The organism is Ruegeria sp. YTSA135 (genome assembly GCF_059610165.1).
Map to the genome: position 1 here is coordinate 85,898 of NZ_JBXWNC010000011.1, position 16,257 is coordinate 102,154.

A 16,257-nucleotide genomic window follows, 5' to 3' on the forward strand; every position below is an offset into this window, starting at 1 on the left:
GCTTAACAACACGTGAACACACATTTTCAGATCAATTTACCGAGAATTTACTTTGCGCGGGCTACCCAAGTCAGGTCGCGAATTATGTGGAGGTGCCAAAGATGATCAACTGGTCCAGGGTCAGGCTGCTGCGGGATGAGCTGGGCATCGGCGAATTTGACGAGGTAGTGCAAGTCTTTCTGGATGAAGTGCAGGAAACCATCGACCGTCTGCAAAAGGACACCAATCGCATCGAGTTCGAGCAGAACATGCATTTCCTGAAAGGCAGCGCCCTCAACCTTGGGTTCGATTGCTTCTCGAAACTCTGCCAGGATGGAGAACGCATCGCCGCCGGAGGAAAAGCCGGTGACGTTGATCTGCCTGCTATCTTGAAAGTGTATGAAGAGTCCCGTGCCAAATTCTTTTCAGAGAAAGACGCAAACCTCGCCTAGATTACGAACTGCGCCAGCGTCTCGTCTTCGGTGATGTCGGTATAGGTGAATCCGGCATCATCCAGATGTGCAAACAGGCGGGCGAAGTTTTCGGGCTTACGGGTCTCGATACCAATCAGGACCGAGCCGAAATTGCGTGCTGATTTCTTCAAATATTCAAAGCGCGCGATATCGTCTTCTGGACCCAGAACCCCGAGAAACTCTTTCAGTGCGCCGGGGCGCTGCGGCAGGCGCAGGATAAAGTACTTTTTGACGCCAGAATAACGCTGCGCCCTTTCCTTGACCTCTGGCAAACGTTCAAAATCGAAGTTGCCGCCTGAAGTGACGCAGACAACCGTCTTGCCTCGGATAAAGCTTTGCACATCGGCAATCGCCTCGATCGCCAACGCTCCGGCCGGTTCAAGAACGATGCCTTCTACATTCAGCATCTCGATCATAGTGGTGCAGATGCGATCTTCGGACAGGACAATCACGTCGGACAGGTGGCGATCCTTCAACAGCTCAAACGGCTTTGTGCCGATTGTGCCAACCGCTGCGCCATCGACAAAATTATCCACCCGGCCCAGCGCCACCGGATGCCCTGCCGCCATGGCCGCGTGCAGACAGGCGCCCCCTTTGGGTTCGACAAACAGGCAATGGGTCCGATCCCCGAACCACGTCGCCACACCCGAGGACATACCACCCCCGCCCACCGGCAGGATCACGTGGTCAGGCACACCGCCCAGTTGCTCTTCAATCTCAACCGCGAGTGAAGCCTGACCTTCAATCACATCTTCATCGTCAAACGGTGACAGGAAATACCCGCCCTGCTGGGCGCACCACGCCTGCGCAGCGGCCAAAGTGTCATCGAAATAGTCGCCGCTCAGATGAATCTCGATATTGTCGCCGCCAAAGATACGCGTCTTTTGGATTTTCTGCTGCGGCGTGGTCACCGGCATAAAGATCACACCCTTCACACCCAGATGCTTGCACATATAGGCCACGCCCTGCGCATGATTGCCCGCGCTGGCGCAGACGAACAGCTCCTGCCCCTGCTGTTTGCGCATAGCGTTGAACGCACCCCGGATTTTGTAGGACCGCACCGGGCTGAGATCCTCGCGTTTGAGCCAGATATCCGCACCATAGCGGTCACACAGGTGAGCATTCCGCTGCAAAGGGGTTGGCGGAAACACAGTACGCATAGCTTGTTCGGCAGCGCGGGCGCGGGTCATGAAATCATTCATGAGGGTTTCACTGCCGCATCAATGCAGGAAGGGCAAGGAATACATATGTGTACGCGAGTTAGGAGAGCTGGGAATCTTCGACGCAAAATCCTTACAACGTCATCGGAATACTTAAACCAACAGTTGCAACCATCCATTGAATGATGGCGTTGAGTGAGTGGCTTAGTACAGGTGAAATCGCTCCCACAGATCCGGCTGCAAACAAGAACCCTACTCCAAGCACGGCTAGAAATCACCCATTCCAGCATCAGCCCCCATTTCAACCAATTCTTGCTCTCTATCTGATTAATTCAGTTGCTTTCCCTCCTTGCGTCAACGCAGACAACTTGCCCCCGCGTGCAAAACCCGCTAGGGGCCAGTCGTTCTACGCATAAAGGGAAATCAGATGTCCGCGCCCAAGAAAGTTGTTCTGGCCTATTCCGGTGGCCTTGATACCTCGATCATCCTGAAATGGCTGCAGACCGAGTATGGTTGTGAGGTCGTCACCTTCACCGCCGATCTGGGTCAGGGCGAGGAATTGGAACCCGCGCGCCAAAAGGCCGAGTTGCTGGGGATCAAACCCGAGAACATCTATATCGAGGACATCCGCGAGGAATTCGTCCGCGATTTCGTTTTCCCGATGTTCCGTGCAAATGCGCAGTACGAAGGCCTGTATCTACTGGGCACCTCGATCGCACGGCCGCTGATCTCGAAACGTCTGGTCGAGATTGCGCAGGCAACCGGTGCGGATGCCGTGGCCCATGGCGCGACCGGAAAGGGCAACGATCAGGTGCGCTTTGAACTGGCGGCCTACGCTCTGAACCCCGAAATCAAGGTTATTGCCCCATGGCGCGAGTGGGATCTGACCAGCCGTACCCGTCTGATCGAATGGGCCGAGGCACATCAGATTCCGATTGCAAAAGACAAACGTGGCGAGGCTCCGTTCTCGGTCGATGCCAACCTGCTGCACACGTCATCCGAGGGCAAGGTTCTGGAAGACCCTGCCGACATGGCGCCTGATTATGTGTATCAGCGAACCGTCCACCCCGAAGACGCGCCAAACGAGCCTGAGTTTATCGAGATCGGCTTTGAGAAAGGTGACCCGGTCAGCATCAATGGCGATGCGATGAGCCCCGCAACCATCCTGACCAAGCTGAACGAATATGGCGGCAAGCATGGCATTGGCCGTCTCGACCTGGTCGAGGGCCGTTTCGTTGGTATGAAATCGCGCGGTATCTATGAAACGCCCGGCGGAACAATCCTGCTGGAGGCGCATCGCGGGATCGAGTCGATCACCATGGACCGCGGCGCGATGCACCTGAAAGATCAGCTGATGCCGCAATATGCCGAGTTGATTTACAACGGGTTCTGGTACAGCCCCGAGCGTGAGATGCTGCAAGCCGCGATCGACAAGTCGCAAGAGCACGTCACCGGCACGGTTCGGGTGAAACTGTACAAAGGTCTGGCCTCAACCGTTGGCCGCTGGTCGGATCACTCGCTGTATTCCGAGGCGCATGTAACCTTTGAGGAAGACGCCGGTGCCTATGACCAGAAGGATGCAGCCGGGTTTATTCAGCTCAACGCACTGCGCCTCAAGCTGCTGGCGGCGCGCGATAAGCGGCTGTCCAAGTGACTGATGACGAAGGCATAAACGACGAACTTGATATGTTCATCGAAGCGCAGGACACGGTTTGGCCTGATGTCCTGCGCGAATTGGAATTGGGGCAGAAAACCAACCATTGGATGTGGTTCGTGTTTCCGCAACTGGCGGAACTTGGCCAGTCGCATATGGCCCAACTCTACGGGATCGAGGATCTGGAAGAGGCGACTGCCTATCTGAACCACCCAGAATTGCGTCGCCGCCTGATCCAAGTGTGCCAATTGCTTCTAGTTCACAACGGCAGTGACCCAGAAAGCATATTGGGCAAAATTGATGCCAAGAAGCTTCGGTCGTCGATGACCCTGTTCGCGACCGTTCCAGATGCGCCTACTGAATGTCGGGATATCCTTGATACTTTTTACGGTGGCAGCGTCTGCAAACGAACCCTAGAGATTCTGAACCAGGGCTAACTCTTAAAGTTCCAGTTTGGTCATCCTTGCCTGAAACACGGTTTAGTCTTTACGCAGTCTTTGACTGTGAAAGGACAATTAATGCTGCAAGACATCGCCAACGGGATCCAAAAGGGTTTAAATGGCAAAAGCTTTGAAGGCTCATTGAAGTTTGATTGCGGTGATGATGGCGTGATTGTTCTGGCTGATAACATCGCCTCAACCAATGATCGGGATACCGACTGCACCATCCGCATCTCACGTGAAAACCTGGCGAAGTTGCTGACCGGTAAGCTGAACCCGATGACCGGTGTGGCCTTGGGAAAGCTTAAGATTTCGGGCAATATGGGTGTGGCTATGAAGCTCGGGCAATTGCTTGGGTAGTTGGCGGTCACTGATAAAATCGCCTCACCAGCGCGTGACTAATGATGTCAGCGGATTGCGCTGGTAGCATTGTCAGGGCAGCCTTGTCTTGAAGGGAGATCTGCCATGACTCGGACTGCCAATATCGGATTTTTGAAACCAGTGCTTTTGTCCGCACTGATTGTGCTGGCCCTTATACTGCGCGCCGCGCCGGCAACGGCTGCAGAAACGGACACCTTGACGGTCGCCGGCGGATGTTTCTGGTGTGTCGAAGCCGATTTTGAGTCTGTCCCGGGCGTTATCGGCGTGGTGTCGGGCTATACAGGCGGCACCACGGCAAATCCCACCTATGATCAGGTCACCCGTGGCGGCACCGGTCATTACGAAGCCGTTCAGATCACCTTTGATCCGGCCAGTGTTTCCCGTGAAACCCTGCTGAACATGTTTTTCCGCTCGATTGATCCAACCGATGCCGGAGGTCAGTTCTGTGATCGCGGCGACAGCTATCGTACGGCGATATTTGTCTCTGACACAGGGGAAAAAGCCTTGGCCGAGCAAGCGAAAGCTGACGCACAGACAGCATTGGGTCAGAGCATTGTTACCCCGATCCTATCGCAAGAGACATTCTACCCGGCTGAGGCCTATCATCAGGACTACTACAAGGGCACCAAGCTGGTTTTGACCCGCTTCGGACCCAAGCGCCAGCACAGTGCATACAAGGCTTACCGAAACGCATGTGGTCGGGATGCGAGGGTCAAGCAGCTTTGGGGCAGCCAGGCTTTGTTCGCCGGGTCCTAGTCAAACTGCGCCTCGTGAACCTCTTTCAGGTCAGGGATAACATCCGCCGTGCCGTGCCGCGTAACCATCAGGGCCGCGGCTCGATTTGCCTGTGAAATTGCTTGCGCCATCGGCATACCACGATCCATTCCCGCCAGAACGTACCCGGTGAACGTATCCCCAGCACCCGTTGTGTCCACTGCCTCTACCTTCAGCGCCGGAAAGTCAGAAGGCGCACCGCGATGATAGTAGCGCGCGCCTTTGGATCCCAAAGTGACAATCACATGCTCTATCTCAAGGTCGGTCACGGATTGCCCCGACGCCTGTTGCAATTGCTCGGCCTCAATCTCATTCAGGATCAGGAAATCAAGGTAGGGAAGAACGGCCTCAACAGCATCGGCCTGAAATGGCGCAGCAGCATAACAGACCGTCAGGCCCAGCTCGTGCCCCATCCGCGCGGCTTCGACCTGAAGGTTGGTTTCATTCTGCATCACCAGAAGATCGCCTTGCGATGCCGAAGACAGCGCCTGCCCCAGTTGATCCCGCGAAATGGCGTGGTTTGAACCGGGGAACAGAATGATGTTGTTTTCACCTTTCGTATCCACGGCAATGATGGCGTGACCGGTGGGTTCCTGGACCCCGGCAATATAGCGTGTATCAACGCCATACTCTGTCAGACGGTCCAAAGCCCAGCGCCCATCCGGTCCAACAGCGCCGATATGCGCCACGCGCGCCCCAGCCCGTGCTGCTGCCACGGACATATTCGCGCCTTTTCCGCCAAGGAACCGATCCAGCCGATTGGCTGAAAGCGTCTCTCCCGGCGCGGGCAAATGCGGCACGTCATAGATCATATCCGCATTGATCGAGCCAAGGTTCCAGATCGTCATGGTTTCCCCGAGATATCGCAAGAGGCCAGAATGGCCATGTTCAGAATGTCATTCGCCGTCGATACGGTGGAACAGATCTGGATCGGCTTGTCGATGCCGGACAGGATCGGGCCGATTACGGTAGCACCTGCCATTTCCTGTATCAGCTTGGTCGAAATCGAAGCCGAGTGCCGGGCCGGAACGATCAGGATGTTTGCCGGGCCGGTCAGGCGTTGGAACGGATAAGTCGCCTGCTGATCCACGTTCAGGGCTACATCCACAGTCATTTCGCCTTCGTACTCGAAATCAACCTTGCGCCGGTCCAGAACCGCAGGAGCACGGTGCATCTTTTCGGCCCGCTCTGAAACCGGATAGCCGAAGGTTGAGAAGCTGACGAAAGCGACGCGCGGCTCAAGCCCCATGTGGCGGGCCACGGCAGCCGCGCGTTCGGCGATATTGGCCAGGTCATTCTCATCAGGCCATTCATGCACCAGCGTATCACCAATCAGAACGATCCGCCCCTTGTGCAGCAGCGCAGTAACACCCGCGGCGCCGTGAGCCGCATCAGCGTCGAAAACGTGATTTATCCGATCAAGCACATGGGCCGATTTCCGAGTTGCCCCGGTCACCAGACCATCGCCATGTCCGTGCGCCAACATCAGGGATGAAAACACATGCCGATCCCGCGCCGCCAAACGGTGAATATCCTTTCGGTCAAACCCTTTGCGCTGCAGGCGGTCATAGAGGAAATTCGAATAGGTTTCGAGATGCGTGGTATTGGCGGCATTCACCACCTCAAGCTCACGCACGGCGTCGCCAAGACCGGCCTCTTCGAGTTTGGTCTTCACATCATCCTGGCGTCCAACAACCAGCGCTTTGCCAAATCCAGACCGCTGATACATCACCGCCGCGCGCAGCACGCGAGGGTCGTCGCCCTCGGCGAAGATCATCCGGCTTTGCGCCTGCCGCGCACGAGCGTTCAGACCGCGTAGAATGCTGGCGGTCGGATCCATGCGAGATTTCAGGCTCAGCTCATAAGCGTCCATGTCGATGATCGGACGCCGGGCCGCGCCAGTATCCATTCCAGCCTTGGCTACGGCAGGCGGGATACGGTGGATCAGGCGGGGATCGAACGGCGTTGGAATAATGTAGTCGCGGCCAAAGGTCAGTGATTTGCCATAGGCCATGGCGACCTCATCCGGCACATCTTCACGCGCAAGCCGCGCCAGCGCATGTGCACAGGCAATCTTCATCTCGTCATTAATGGCGCGGGCATGGATATCCAGCGCGCCGCGGAACAGATAGGGGAAACCCAGCACGTTATTGACCTGATTGGGATAATCGCTGCGGCCAGTGGCGACAATGGCGTCAACACGAACCTCATGCGCCTCTTCCGGCGTAATCTCTGGATGCGGGTTCGCCATGGCAAAGATCACCGGGTTGTCCGCCATCGAAGCGACCATATCCTGCGTGACCGCCCCTTTGACCGAAACGCCCAAGAACACATCGGCACCTTTCATGGCATCTTCCAACGTGCGCAGGTCAGTGGTGATCGCGTGGGCCGATTTCCACTGGTTCATGCCCTCGGTCCGACCCTGATAAATCACGCCTTTGGTGTCGCACACGATGCAATTCTCATGCCGCGCCCCCATCGACTTGAGCAATTCGATACAGGCGATGCCCGCCGCACCTGCCCCGTTCAGAACGATCTTTACATCCTCGATCTTCTTGCCCGAAATATGCAGCGCATTCAGCAGGCCCGCCGCGCAGATAACCGCCGTGCCGTGCTGATCGTCGTGGAAGACCGGGATATCCATCTCTTCCTTTAGGCGCTGTTCGATGATGAAACACTCGGGCGCTTTGATGTCCTCCAGATTGATGCCGCCAAAAGTCGGCCCCATTAGCTTGACCGCGTTGACGAAAGCATCGGTATCTTCGGTGTCCAGTTCGATATCGATCGAGTTCACATCGGCGAACCGCTTGAACAGAACAGACTTGCCCTCCATCACCGGCTTGGACCCAAGCGCGCCCAGATTTCCAAGGCCCAATACGGCCGTCCCGTTTGAGATCACAGCAACCAGATTGCCCTTGTTGGTGTAGTCATAGGCCGTTTCCGGATTTGCCGCGATCGCTTCGCACGGCACTGCCACACCGGGGCTATAGGCCAGCGACAAATCGCGTTGGGTGGTCATGGGAACGGTGGCCTGTACCTCCCATTTTCCGGGGGTTGGTTCCAGGTGAAAGGCAAGCGCCTCTTCGTCGGTGATCTTGGTTTTGGGCATGGCGGACGTCGTTTCTTTTTTGTTGGGTGCGTCTGCCTCATACCTCAGCGGTTGCGCGTTCTCAACGAGATTGCGTTTTCGCCTTTCGTCACGCGGGGGGGATTTGTAAGGTCGCGCCCGGAACACGCCAGAAAGGGTCAGCCTTGTCCACAGTCACGCCGATGATGGCGCAATATCTCGAGATTAAAGAGGCGCATGCCGATGCCCTGCTGTTTTACCGCATGGGCGATTTCTACGAGATGTTCTTCGACGACGCCGTCAATGCCGCCGAGGCGCTTGACATCGCCCTGACCAAACGTGGCAAGCACAATGGCGACGATATCCCGATGTGTGGCGTTCCGGTGCATTCGGCGGAGGGTTATCTGCTAACCTTAATCAGAAAAGGTTTTCGTGTCGCTGTATGCGAACAAATGGAAAGCCCAGCTGAAGCCAAGAAAAGAGGCTCTAAATCAGTCGTAAAACGCGATGTTGTCCGGCTTGTGACACCCGGAACGCTAACCGAAGACGCCTTGTTGGAGGCACGCCGCCACAATTTTCTTGCTGCCTATGCAGAAATACGGGATGAGGCCGCTTTAGCCTGGGCCGATATCTCAACCGGGGCGTTTCATGTGATGCCGTTGACCTCGGTGCGGCTCAGCCCCGAGTTGGCGCGACTGGCACCGTCCGAGCTAATCGTGGCCGACGGGTTCGAGCAAACATTGCACGAAACGACCCGTGATCTGGGCATCTCACTCACCCCGGTCAGTCGGGCCAGTTTCGACAGCACCGCGGCTGAGAAACGCATCTGCGGCTTGTTTCAAGTGGGTGCGCTGGATGCGTTCGGCAGCTTTGGACGGGCCGAGGTGTCAGCCATGGGTGCGTTGATCGACTATCTGGAGATTACGCAAAAGGGCAAACTGCCCCTTCTGCAAACACCCATGAAGGATTCCGAGGACCGCGTGGTTCAAATAGATGCCGCCACCCGGCGCAATCTGGAACTGACGCGGTCGCTGTCTGGCGGTCGGGCCGGATCATTACTGTCGGTGGTCGACCGGACGGTAACTCCGGGTGGTGCGCGATTGCTTGAACAACGCCTGTCCAGCCCGTCGCGAGCTTTGGATGTCATCCATGCGCGGCTGGATGCGGTTACTTTTGCGGTTGAGGACAGCCTAACCGCCTCAGACCTGCGCGACGCGTTGCGCAAAACCCCCGATCTGGATCGCGCCCTATCCCGCTTGTCTCTGGAACGGGGTGGACCGCGCGATCTGGCCGCAATTCGGAACGGTTTGGCACAGGCAGCGGCAATTGCAGCGCTGTGTGACAATCGAGAGCTTCCCGTTTTGCTGGCGACAGCCGTACAAAACCTGGTTGGGTTCGACGACCTTTTGGCTCTGCTGGACGCGGCACTGGTTGCGGAACCGCCCCTGCTGGCCCGTGATGGCGGCTTCATTGCGCCGGGATTTGATAGTGAACTGGATGAAGCCCGCACTCTGCGCGATGAAGGGCGATCTGTTATTGCAGGATTTCAGAAGAAATACGCGGACCACACCGGTATTTCCTCACTCAAGATCAAGCACAATAACGTCCTGGGGTATTTCATCGAAACCACGGCAACCCATGCCGAGAAAATGCTGAACCCGCCTCTGAGCGAGACCTTTATCCACCGTCAAACCACCGCTAATCAGGTGCGCTTCACAACCGTGGAGCTTTCTGAAATCGAAACCCGTATTCTGAACGCGGGAAATCTGGCGCTTGAGATTGAAAAACGTCTCTATCAAAGGCTTTCTGACGAGATCTTGGCTCTTGCCGCCCGCCTCAACCAGGCCGCCCGCGGGCTGGCCGAGCTGGATTTGACCACCGCCCTGGCCGACCTTGCGCGTGGCGAAAACTGGTGCCGCCCGCGGGTCGATGCATCCTGTGCCTTCAATGTTGAAGGGGGCCGCCACCCGGTTGTTGAACACGCGCTGCGTCAGCAAGACGGTGACGCCTTCATTGCCAATGATTGCGACCTGAGCGCCACTGACGGGGCCGCCATCTGGCTGCTGACTGGCCCCAATATGGCTGGTAAATCAACTTTTCTGCGGCAGAACGCGCTGATCGCACTGCTGGCGCAGATGGGCAGCTATGTTCCGGCAGACCAGGCCCATATCGGAATTGTCAGCCAACTGTTCAGCCGGGTCGGCGCGTCCGATGATCTGGCCCGAGGGCGATCAACCTTCATGGTGGAAATGGTGGAAACGGCGGCCATCCTCAATCAGGCGGACGACCGCGCGCTAGTGATTTTGGACGAAATAGGGCGCGGCACGGCCACCTATGATGGTTTATCGATCGCCTGGGCCACCTTGGAACATCTTCACGCAGCCAATAAATGCCGCGCCCTGTTTGCTACCCACTACCATGAACTGACAGCTTTGGCCGGAAAGCTTGAGGGCGTCGAGAATGCCACCGTCGCTGTAAAGGAGTGGGACGGCGAGGTGATCTTCCTGCACGAAGTCCACAAGGGCGCAGCAGACCGGTCCTATGGAGTACAGGTTGCACAGCTTGCCGGGCTGCCTGCTTCGGTGGTCGCGCGCGCGCGTGTTGTTCTGAACCAGTTGGAAAAAACCGAACGCGAAGGCGGCAAGCAAAAGGCGCTGATCGACGACCTGCCACTGTTTTCCGCAGCACCGCCCCCTCCACCCCCGGCGCCCAAAACATCAGCCGTTACTGACATGCTGAAGGATGTGCTGCCCGATGAACTGACGCCGCGTGAAGCGCTTGATCTGATATACAAACTAAAAGAGGCGGCCAGATCCTGACCGCCCCATTTTATGATTCGCGCTGAATGCTTAACTTGCAGGTGTCGAAGACACGCCAACCTGCGCTGGACGCAAAAGACGATCGTGCAGCATAAAGCCCTCGGCAGAGACCTGAATAATGTCTCCGGCCTTAGTGCCCGGCACCGGCGCCTCGAACATTGCTTCGTGGATATTGGGATCAAACCGATCACCGACTTCGGGTGTGATCACCTCAATCCCGTGTTTCTGAAACACATCCTTCAAAGCCCGCATGGTCAGCTCAACACCTTCCAACAGACCGGCAGCAACCTCTTTCTGCTCATCTGTGGCGGCCTCAAGCGCGCGTTTCATGTTGTCATAAACCGGCAGCATGTCACGGGCCAGCTTTGATCCGCCATACTGTTCCGCATCGCGGCGCGCCTTGTCGCCGCGTTTTCGCGCGTTTTCGGCATCCGCAAGCGCACGCATGAACTTGTCTTTGTAGTCGTCCCGCTCAGCGCGCAGTTCATCCAGTTCAAGCGCTTCGTCGCTGAACTCGGCAATTTCCTCGGCCAGCTCTTCCGCTTCGGCCGTCGCGATATTGTCCAGGAAGTCTTCGTCTTTGGGTTCTGCCATTTCTTACCCTCTAGCTCCGGTCGGATATCAGCTTGCCGACCAGTTGCGCCGTATAATCCACGATCGGCACGATCCGTCCATAATTCAGACGCGTGGGCCCGATCACCCCGACCGCACCGATTATCTTTCGATCAGCGTTCATATAAGGAGACACCACCAAAGAGGAACCCGAAAGTGAGAAAAGTTTGTTCTCGGACCCGATAAAAATGCGCACACCCTCGCCTTCTTCGGTTAATTCCAGAAATTCGGCAATGTCTCGCTTGCGCTCCAGATCGTCAAACAGGGTACGGATTCGCTCCAGTTCCTCGGCCTCACCCTGTTCGCCCAGCAGATTCGCCCTGCCGCGCACAATCAAACGTGCTGAGTCGCCCCCATCCCCGTCCCAGACCGCCATGCCGCTTTCGACCATTTCACGTGCCAGCACGTCGATCTCTTGCTTGCGAGCGTCAATCTGAGTCTGCATCTGACGGCGAACTTCGCGTAACGTGCGTCCTTCGATCAGCGCGTTCAGGAAATTTGCGGCTTCGCGCATTGAGCTGGGCGTTTGTCCCGGGGGTGGTGTAAACAGGCGGTTTTCAACGTGACCATCAGCAAAGACCAGAACCACCAAGGCGCGATCATGGGCCAAAGAGACAAACTCGATATGCTTGATTTCGGATTCTTGCTTGGGGGTTAAAACCAGCGATGCGCCATGTGTGACATGCGACAAGGCCGACCCCACACGGTCAAGCATACCGCCCACATCACCTTTGTTAGAGCCTAACGTCTCATCCAATTTCTGCCGGTCATCAGCACCCAGATCGCCAACTTCCAACAAACCGTCCACAAACATCCGCAAACCCATCTGCGTCGGAATACGTCCGGCAGAGACATGCGGGCTGTCGAGCAGGCCCAGAAACTCAAGATCCTGCATCACGTTGCGCACGGTTGCGGCGCTGACCTTCTCGGACAGAGTGCGAGTCAAAGTGCGGCTACCAACGGGTTCACCGCTGTCCAGATAGCTTTCGACGATCAACCGGAACACTTCGCGTGACCGGTCGTTCATCTCATCCAGAATTTTACTCGCTTCGCTCATCGGCGGTCCCCTGCTGGGCAGTCATTAAATCGCAGGTACACGAAAGGTCAATCGGGGTTGCATCCTAGCGCCGCAGGACGTTATCCCCAACCCAGCAAACAAAGGATTTTCGATGCGACCCTCAGGACGAGATTTAAGCGAAATGCGCGCCGTTTCAATCGAAACGGGGTTCACCAAACATGCCGAAGGTTCCTGCCTGATCAAAATGGGCGACACCCACGTACTGTGTAACGCAACGATCGAAGATCGCGTGCCGCCCTTTATCAAGGGCTCGGGCCTTGGATGGGTCACCGCCGAATATGGTATGTTGCCCCGCGCAACCAACACCCGGATGCGGCGGGAGGCGACAAGCGGCAAACAAGGTGGCCGTACGGTAGAAATCCAGCGCCTGATTGGCCGTGCGCTGCGGGCCGGTGTGGACCGGGTCGCGCTGGGGGAACGCCAGATTACCGTGGACTGCGATGTGATCCAGGCCGATGGCGGTACCCGCTGCGCCTCGATCACCGGTGGTTGGGTTGCGCTACGTCTGGCAGTCAACAAGCTGATGAAGGCGGGTGACGTGATTTCCGATCCGCTGGTCGATCCGGTCGCGGCTGTGTCCTGTGGCATCTATGCCGGTCAACCAGTGCTGGACCTGGACTACCCGGAAGACAGCGAAGCCGGCGTTGACGGCAACTTTATCATGACGGGTTCGGGCAAACTGATCGAAGTGCAGATGAGCGCGGAAGGCTCGGTCTTCAGCCGCGACCAGATGGATCAGCTGATGGATCTGGCTTCTAAAGGCGTTGCCGAATTGGCCGCTGCGCAAAAGGCCGCCACCACATGACACGCAAGTTCGACGGTGACAGGTTGCTGGTGGCCACGCACAACAAAGGCAAGCTGGAAGAGATGGCGCATCTCCTCGAACCCTTTGGCGTGACAGTTGTAGGTGCGGGCGAATTGAACCTGCCTGAACCGGAAGAAACCGAAGACACGTTCGTTGGCAATGCCCGGATTAAAGCCCACGCCGCTGCAAAGGCGGCAGGCCTGCCTGCCCTATCGGATGATTCCGGTATCACGATCGACGCGTTGGACGGTGCGCCTGGAGTTTACACCGCCGACTGGGCAGAAACGAACGATGGTCGTGATTTCATGATCGCCATGACCCGCGCCCATAACGAGCTAGAGGCGAAAAACGCCGCCCACCCGCGCACGGCACAGTTTCGCTGCACGCTGGTTCTTGCCTGGCCCGATGGCCATGATGAGGTGTTCGAGGGCGTTGCGCCCGGGCATTTGGTTTGGCCAATCCGTGGCAAGGACGGGTTCGGCTACGACCCGATGTTTGTACCGGACGGTCACGACATTACTTATGCTGAGATGGACCGCTGGGAAAAGAACAAAATCAGTCATCGCGGCCGCGCGGTGGAGATGTTCGTGAAAGGCTGCTTTGGCGGATGATTGGCGCAACGGGGGCTTTGGCCTCTATGTACATTGGCCTTTTTGCGAGGCCAAATGCCCCTATTGCGACTTCAACAGTCATGTTTCTAAAAATATCAATCATAAACAATGGCTTAACTCTTATCTGAGGGAGTTGGAGCGTTCTGCTGCTGAAACCCCCGGCCGAGTGTTGAATACGATATTCTTTGGTGGCGGTACGCCATCTTTGATGGATCCCGACACTGTTGGTGCGGTGATTGATCAGGCCCGTGCCCTATGGCACCCCGCCAACGACATGGAAATCACGCTGGAGGCCAACCCAAGTTCGGTCGAGGCTGAACGTTTCGCGGCCTATCGCGATGCTGGCGTGAACCGCATCTCGATGGGCGTTCAGGCGTTGAACGATGACGACCTGCGCCGTCTGGGGCGCATTCACACCGTCGCTGAGGCGCGCGCTGCGTTCGACATCGCGCGCGCTTGTTTCGATCGGGTCAGTTTTGACCTTATCTATGCACGCCAACACCAAACCCCGGAGATGTGGCGCGCTGAGTTGAACGAAGCCCTGTCAATGGCCGTTGATCACCTATCGCTCTACCAGCTGACGATTGAGGAAGGCACTGCTTTTGGTGATCGCTATGCGGTTGGAAAACTTCGCGGCCTGCCCGAGGATGACAGCGCCGCCGACATGTATCTGGTCACTCAAGACCTCTGCGAGGCACATGGCCTCCCTGCCTATGAGGTTTCAAACCATGCCCGGCCCGGTGCCGAGTCACAACATAATCTGATCTACTGGAACTATGGTGATTATGTCGGCATTGGTCCCGGAGCACATGGGCGGATCACGGTAAACAGTGAAAAGCTCGCCACCGAAACCTATTTGTCGCCAAACGCCTGGCTGACTGCCGTTGAGAACGGCAGCGGAGAGAAACTACGATCGACGCTTTCACGGCAAGATCAGGCGAGCGAATACCTTATGATGTGTCTAAGAACCACAGAAGGTCTGTATATAGATCGATTCAGTGAGTTGGCCGGGTATTCTTTACCACAGAACAAACTGTCTGATTTGATTGAACTTGGAATGATTGAGCAGATGGATCGTCGATTGGTTGCAACCAAAAATGGTCGCGCTGTCTTAAATGCGGTGATCCGGGAATTGCTGGAATAGGTGATGAAGTACCTCTGGGCGGCACTTGGGTTGATCTGCGTTGGGCTTGCAGTGGTCGGTATCGCCGTTCCTCTATTACCAACAGTGCCTTTTCTGCTGTTAGCAGCGTTTTTCTTCGCACGCTCGTCTTCGCGCTTGCACAATTGGTTGGTGACACATCGGACCTTCGGCCCACTGATCCTGGACTGGCAGACTGCTGGCGCCATCCGACCGAACGCAAAAAGGGCGGCCACTTTTTCCGTCGCCGCCGTTTTCGGACTGTCAGTTCTGCTATCCTTGCCGGTCTTTGTTCTGGTTATTCAGGCCGTCGTGTTGGGTGCTGTATTGGCCTTTATCTGGACGCGTCCTAGCGGCTGAGTTTGGCGCACAGATCATCCAACTGATCCAGGTTTTCATATGTTAGAACCACCTGCCCGGTTTCTGATCCCGCCTTGTGGTTAATCGTTACTTTCATCGCAAGAATGGCTGAAAGATCTTTTTCCAGTGCGCGAGTATCCGCATCCTTACCCGCATCCAAGTTTCTGGACCTCGGCGCAGTTTTGGCCGGACCTGCTTGCTGTTTCTTTACCAGCGCTTCGGTTGCGCGCACCGACAGTTCGTCCCGTACGACAATTTTTGCCAATTCTGATGGGTTTTCCGCAGTAATCAGTGCCCGCGCATGACCCGCAGAAAGTTTACCTTGGATCACCAAGGTCTGCACATCCTGCGGCAGTGACAGCAGGCGCAGAAGATTGGCAATGTGACTGCGGCTTTTTCCCAGTGCTTCGGCCAGCTTTTCCTGCGTATGGCCAAAGCGATCCATAAGCTGTTTATAGCCAGCCGCCTCTTCAACGGCGTTCAGGTCAGCGCGCTGGATATTCTCGATAATGGCGACTTCCAATACTTCGGTATCGTCGAAATCACGCACGATAACCGGAATATCATGCAATTGGGCCATCTGGGCCGCACGCCAACGCCTTTCGCCAGCGACAATTTCATAGTCGCCCGCCCTGACCTCACGTACGATCAGAGGCTGAATGATTCCCTTTTCCTTGATCGAAGCCGCAAGCTCATCCAATCGTTCCGCTGAAAATGTCCTGCGTGGCTGGTTGGGATTTGCGTGCAGTTTTTCAATGGGAACGTTCATGTCCGGTCGACGTGGTTCATTTGGCGCCAACCCTGCGGTTTCCTGTGTTACATCGGCCATCAAAGCGGACAGGCCCCGACCCAAACCTCTGGGTTTTGTTTTTTTGGCAGCCACTTACCCCTCCTCACTGCCGC

16 protein-coding genes are annotated in these 16,257 nt (G+C 56.5%); 10 read left to right on the plus strand and 6 right to left on the minus strand.

Going from position 1 to position 16,257, the window contains the following annotated elements:
• Positions 1-101: 101 nt before the first annotated feature.
• A complete protein-coding gene (locus AC2FIT_RS15065; RefSeq protein WP_496830788.1) occupies positions 102-431 on the plus strand; it encodes an Hpt domain-containing protein in 330 nt (109 codons plus the stop codon).
• On the opposite strand, the gene ilvA is transcribed toward AC2FIT_RS15065, so the two are convergent.
• Complete coding sequence (ilvA, locus tag AC2FIT_RS15070; RefSeq protein ID WP_496830790.1) at positions 428-1,654, minus strand: threonine ammonia-lyase IlvA; 1,227 nt, start codon at positions 1,652-1,654, stop codon at positions 428-430. The genes AC2FIT_RS15065 and ilvA overlap by 4 nt on opposite strands.
• 385 nt (positions 1,655-2,039) lie before the next feature.
• On the opposite strand from ilvA, the gene AC2FIT_RS15075 reads away from it, so the two are divergent.
• From AC2FIT_RS15075 to msrA, 4 genes are all read left to right on the plus strand, one after another.
• Positions 2,040-3,266, plus strand: a complete 1,227-nt coding sequence (locus AC2FIT_RS15075; protein WP_496830792.1) for an argininosuccinate synthase — start codon at positions 2,040-2,042, stop codon at positions 3,264-3,266.
• Between the two features lie 32 nt (positions 3,267-3,298).
• On the plus strand, positions 3,299-3,703 hold the full coding sequence (locus AC2FIT_RS15080; protein WP_496830888.1) for a DUF1810 domain-containing protein: 405 nt from the start codon (positions 3,299-3,301) through the stop codon (positions 3,701-3,703).
• Positions 3,704-3,784: 81 nt separating this feature from the next.
• Entirely contained in the window at positions 3,785-4,066 is a 282-nt protein-coding gene (locus AC2FIT_RS15085) for an SCP2 sterol-binding domain-containing protein (RefSeq protein WP_496830794.1), read from the plus strand.
• A 105-nt stretch (positions 4,067-4,171) separates the two neighbouring features.
• Positions 4,172-4,843 (plus strand): peptide-methionine (S)-S-oxide reductase MsrA, encoded by a 672-nt coding sequence (gene msrA, locus AC2FIT_RS15090; RefSeq protein ID WP_496830796.1) that lies wholly within the window; start codon positions 4,172-4,174, stop codon positions 4,841-4,843.
• Here msrA and AC2FIT_RS15095 read toward each other — a convergent pair.
• Together AC2FIT_RS15095 and AC2FIT_RS15100 are read right to left on the minus strand one after the other, a co-directional pair.
• Positions 4,840-5,709 carry a ribokinase gene (locus AC2FIT_RS15095; protein ID WP_496830798.1) on the minus strand — a complete coding sequence of 290 codons (870 nt, stop codon included), beginning with the start codon at positions 5,707-5,709 and terminating at the stop codon, positions 4,840-4,842. The two genes, msrA and AC2FIT_RS15095, sit on opposite strands and share 4 nt — an antisense overlap.
• Positions 5,706-7,970 (minus strand): NADP-dependent malic enzyme, encoded by a 2,265-nt coding sequence (locus AC2FIT_RS15100; RefSeq protein WP_496830800.1) that lies wholly within the window; start codon positions 7,968-7,970, stop codon positions 5,706-5,708. Before AC2FIT_RS15100 ends, AC2FIT_RS15095 begins: the two co-directional genes overlap by 4 nt.
• A gap of 161 nt (positions 7,971-8,131) precedes the next feature.
• On the opposite strand from AC2FIT_RS15100, the gene mutS reads away from it, so the two are divergent.
• A complete protein-coding gene (gene mutS, locus AC2FIT_RS15105; protein WP_496830890.1) occupies positions 8,132-10,747 on the plus strand; it encodes a DNA mismatch repair protein MutS in 2,616 nt (871 codons plus the stop codon).
• A 30-nt stretch (positions 10,748-10,777) separates the two neighbouring features.
• On the opposite strand, the gene AC2FIT_RS15110 is transcribed toward mutS, so the two are convergent.
• Together AC2FIT_RS15110 and hrcA are read right to left on the minus strand one after the other, a co-directional pair.
• Positions 10,778-11,341 carry a nucleotide exchange factor GrpE gene (locus AC2FIT_RS15110; RefSeq protein WP_496830802.1) on the minus strand — a complete coding sequence of 188 codons (564 nt, stop codon included), beginning with the start codon at positions 11,339-11,341 and terminating at the stop codon, positions 10,778-10,780.
• Between the two features lie 10 nt (positions 11,342-11,351).
• Positions 11,352-12,416 carry a heat-inducible transcriptional repressor HrcA gene (gene hrcA, locus AC2FIT_RS15115; RefSeq protein WP_068339837.1) on the minus strand — a complete coding sequence of 355 codons (1,065 nt, stop codon included), beginning with the start codon at positions 12,414-12,416 and terminating at the stop codon, positions 11,352-11,354.
• Between the two features lie 112 nt (positions 12,417-12,528).
• On the opposite strand from hrcA, the gene rph reads away from it, so the two are divergent.
• The 4 genes from rph to AC2FIT_RS15135 are packed head-to-tail and all read left to right on the plus strand — an operon-like array spanning position 12,529 to position 15,354.
• The gene (gene rph, locus AC2FIT_RS15120; protein WP_496830804.1) at positions 12,529-13,242 is read left to right on the plus strand and encodes a ribonuclease PH; all 714 of its coding nucleotides are present in this window, start codon (positions 12,529-12,531) and stop codon (positions 13,240-13,242) included.
• Positions 13,239-13,853, plus strand: coding sequence for an RdgB/HAM1 family non-canonical purine NTP pyrophosphatase (rdgB, locus tag AC2FIT_RS15125; RefSeq protein ID WP_496830806.1), 615 nt, complete (start codon positions 13,239-13,241; stop codon positions 13,851-13,853). Before rph ends, rdgB begins: the two co-directional genes overlap by 4 nt.
• A complete protein-coding gene (gene hemW, locus AC2FIT_RS15130) occupies positions 13,843-14,997 on the plus strand; it encodes a radical SAM family heme chaperone HemW (RefSeq protein ID WP_496830808.1) in 1,155 nt (384 codons plus the stop codon). The genes rdgB and hemW overlap by 11 nt, the downstream gene beginning before the upstream one ends.
• A 3-nt stretch (positions 14,998-15,000) precedes the next feature.
• Positions 15,001-15,354, plus strand: coding sequence for a YbaN family protein (locus tag AC2FIT_RS15135; RefSeq protein WP_496830810.1), 354 nt, complete (start codon positions 15,001-15,003; stop codon positions 15,352-15,354).
• On the opposite strand, the gene AC2FIT_RS15140 is transcribed toward AC2FIT_RS15135, so the two are convergent.
• Complete coding sequence (locus AC2FIT_RS15140; protein ID WP_496830812.1) at positions 15,344-16,237, minus strand: ParB/RepB/Spo0J family partition protein; 894 nt, start codon at positions 16,235-16,237, stop codon at positions 15,344-15,346. The genes AC2FIT_RS15135 and AC2FIT_RS15140 overlap by 11 nt on opposite strands.
• Positions 16,238-16,257: the final 20 nt, after the last annotated feature.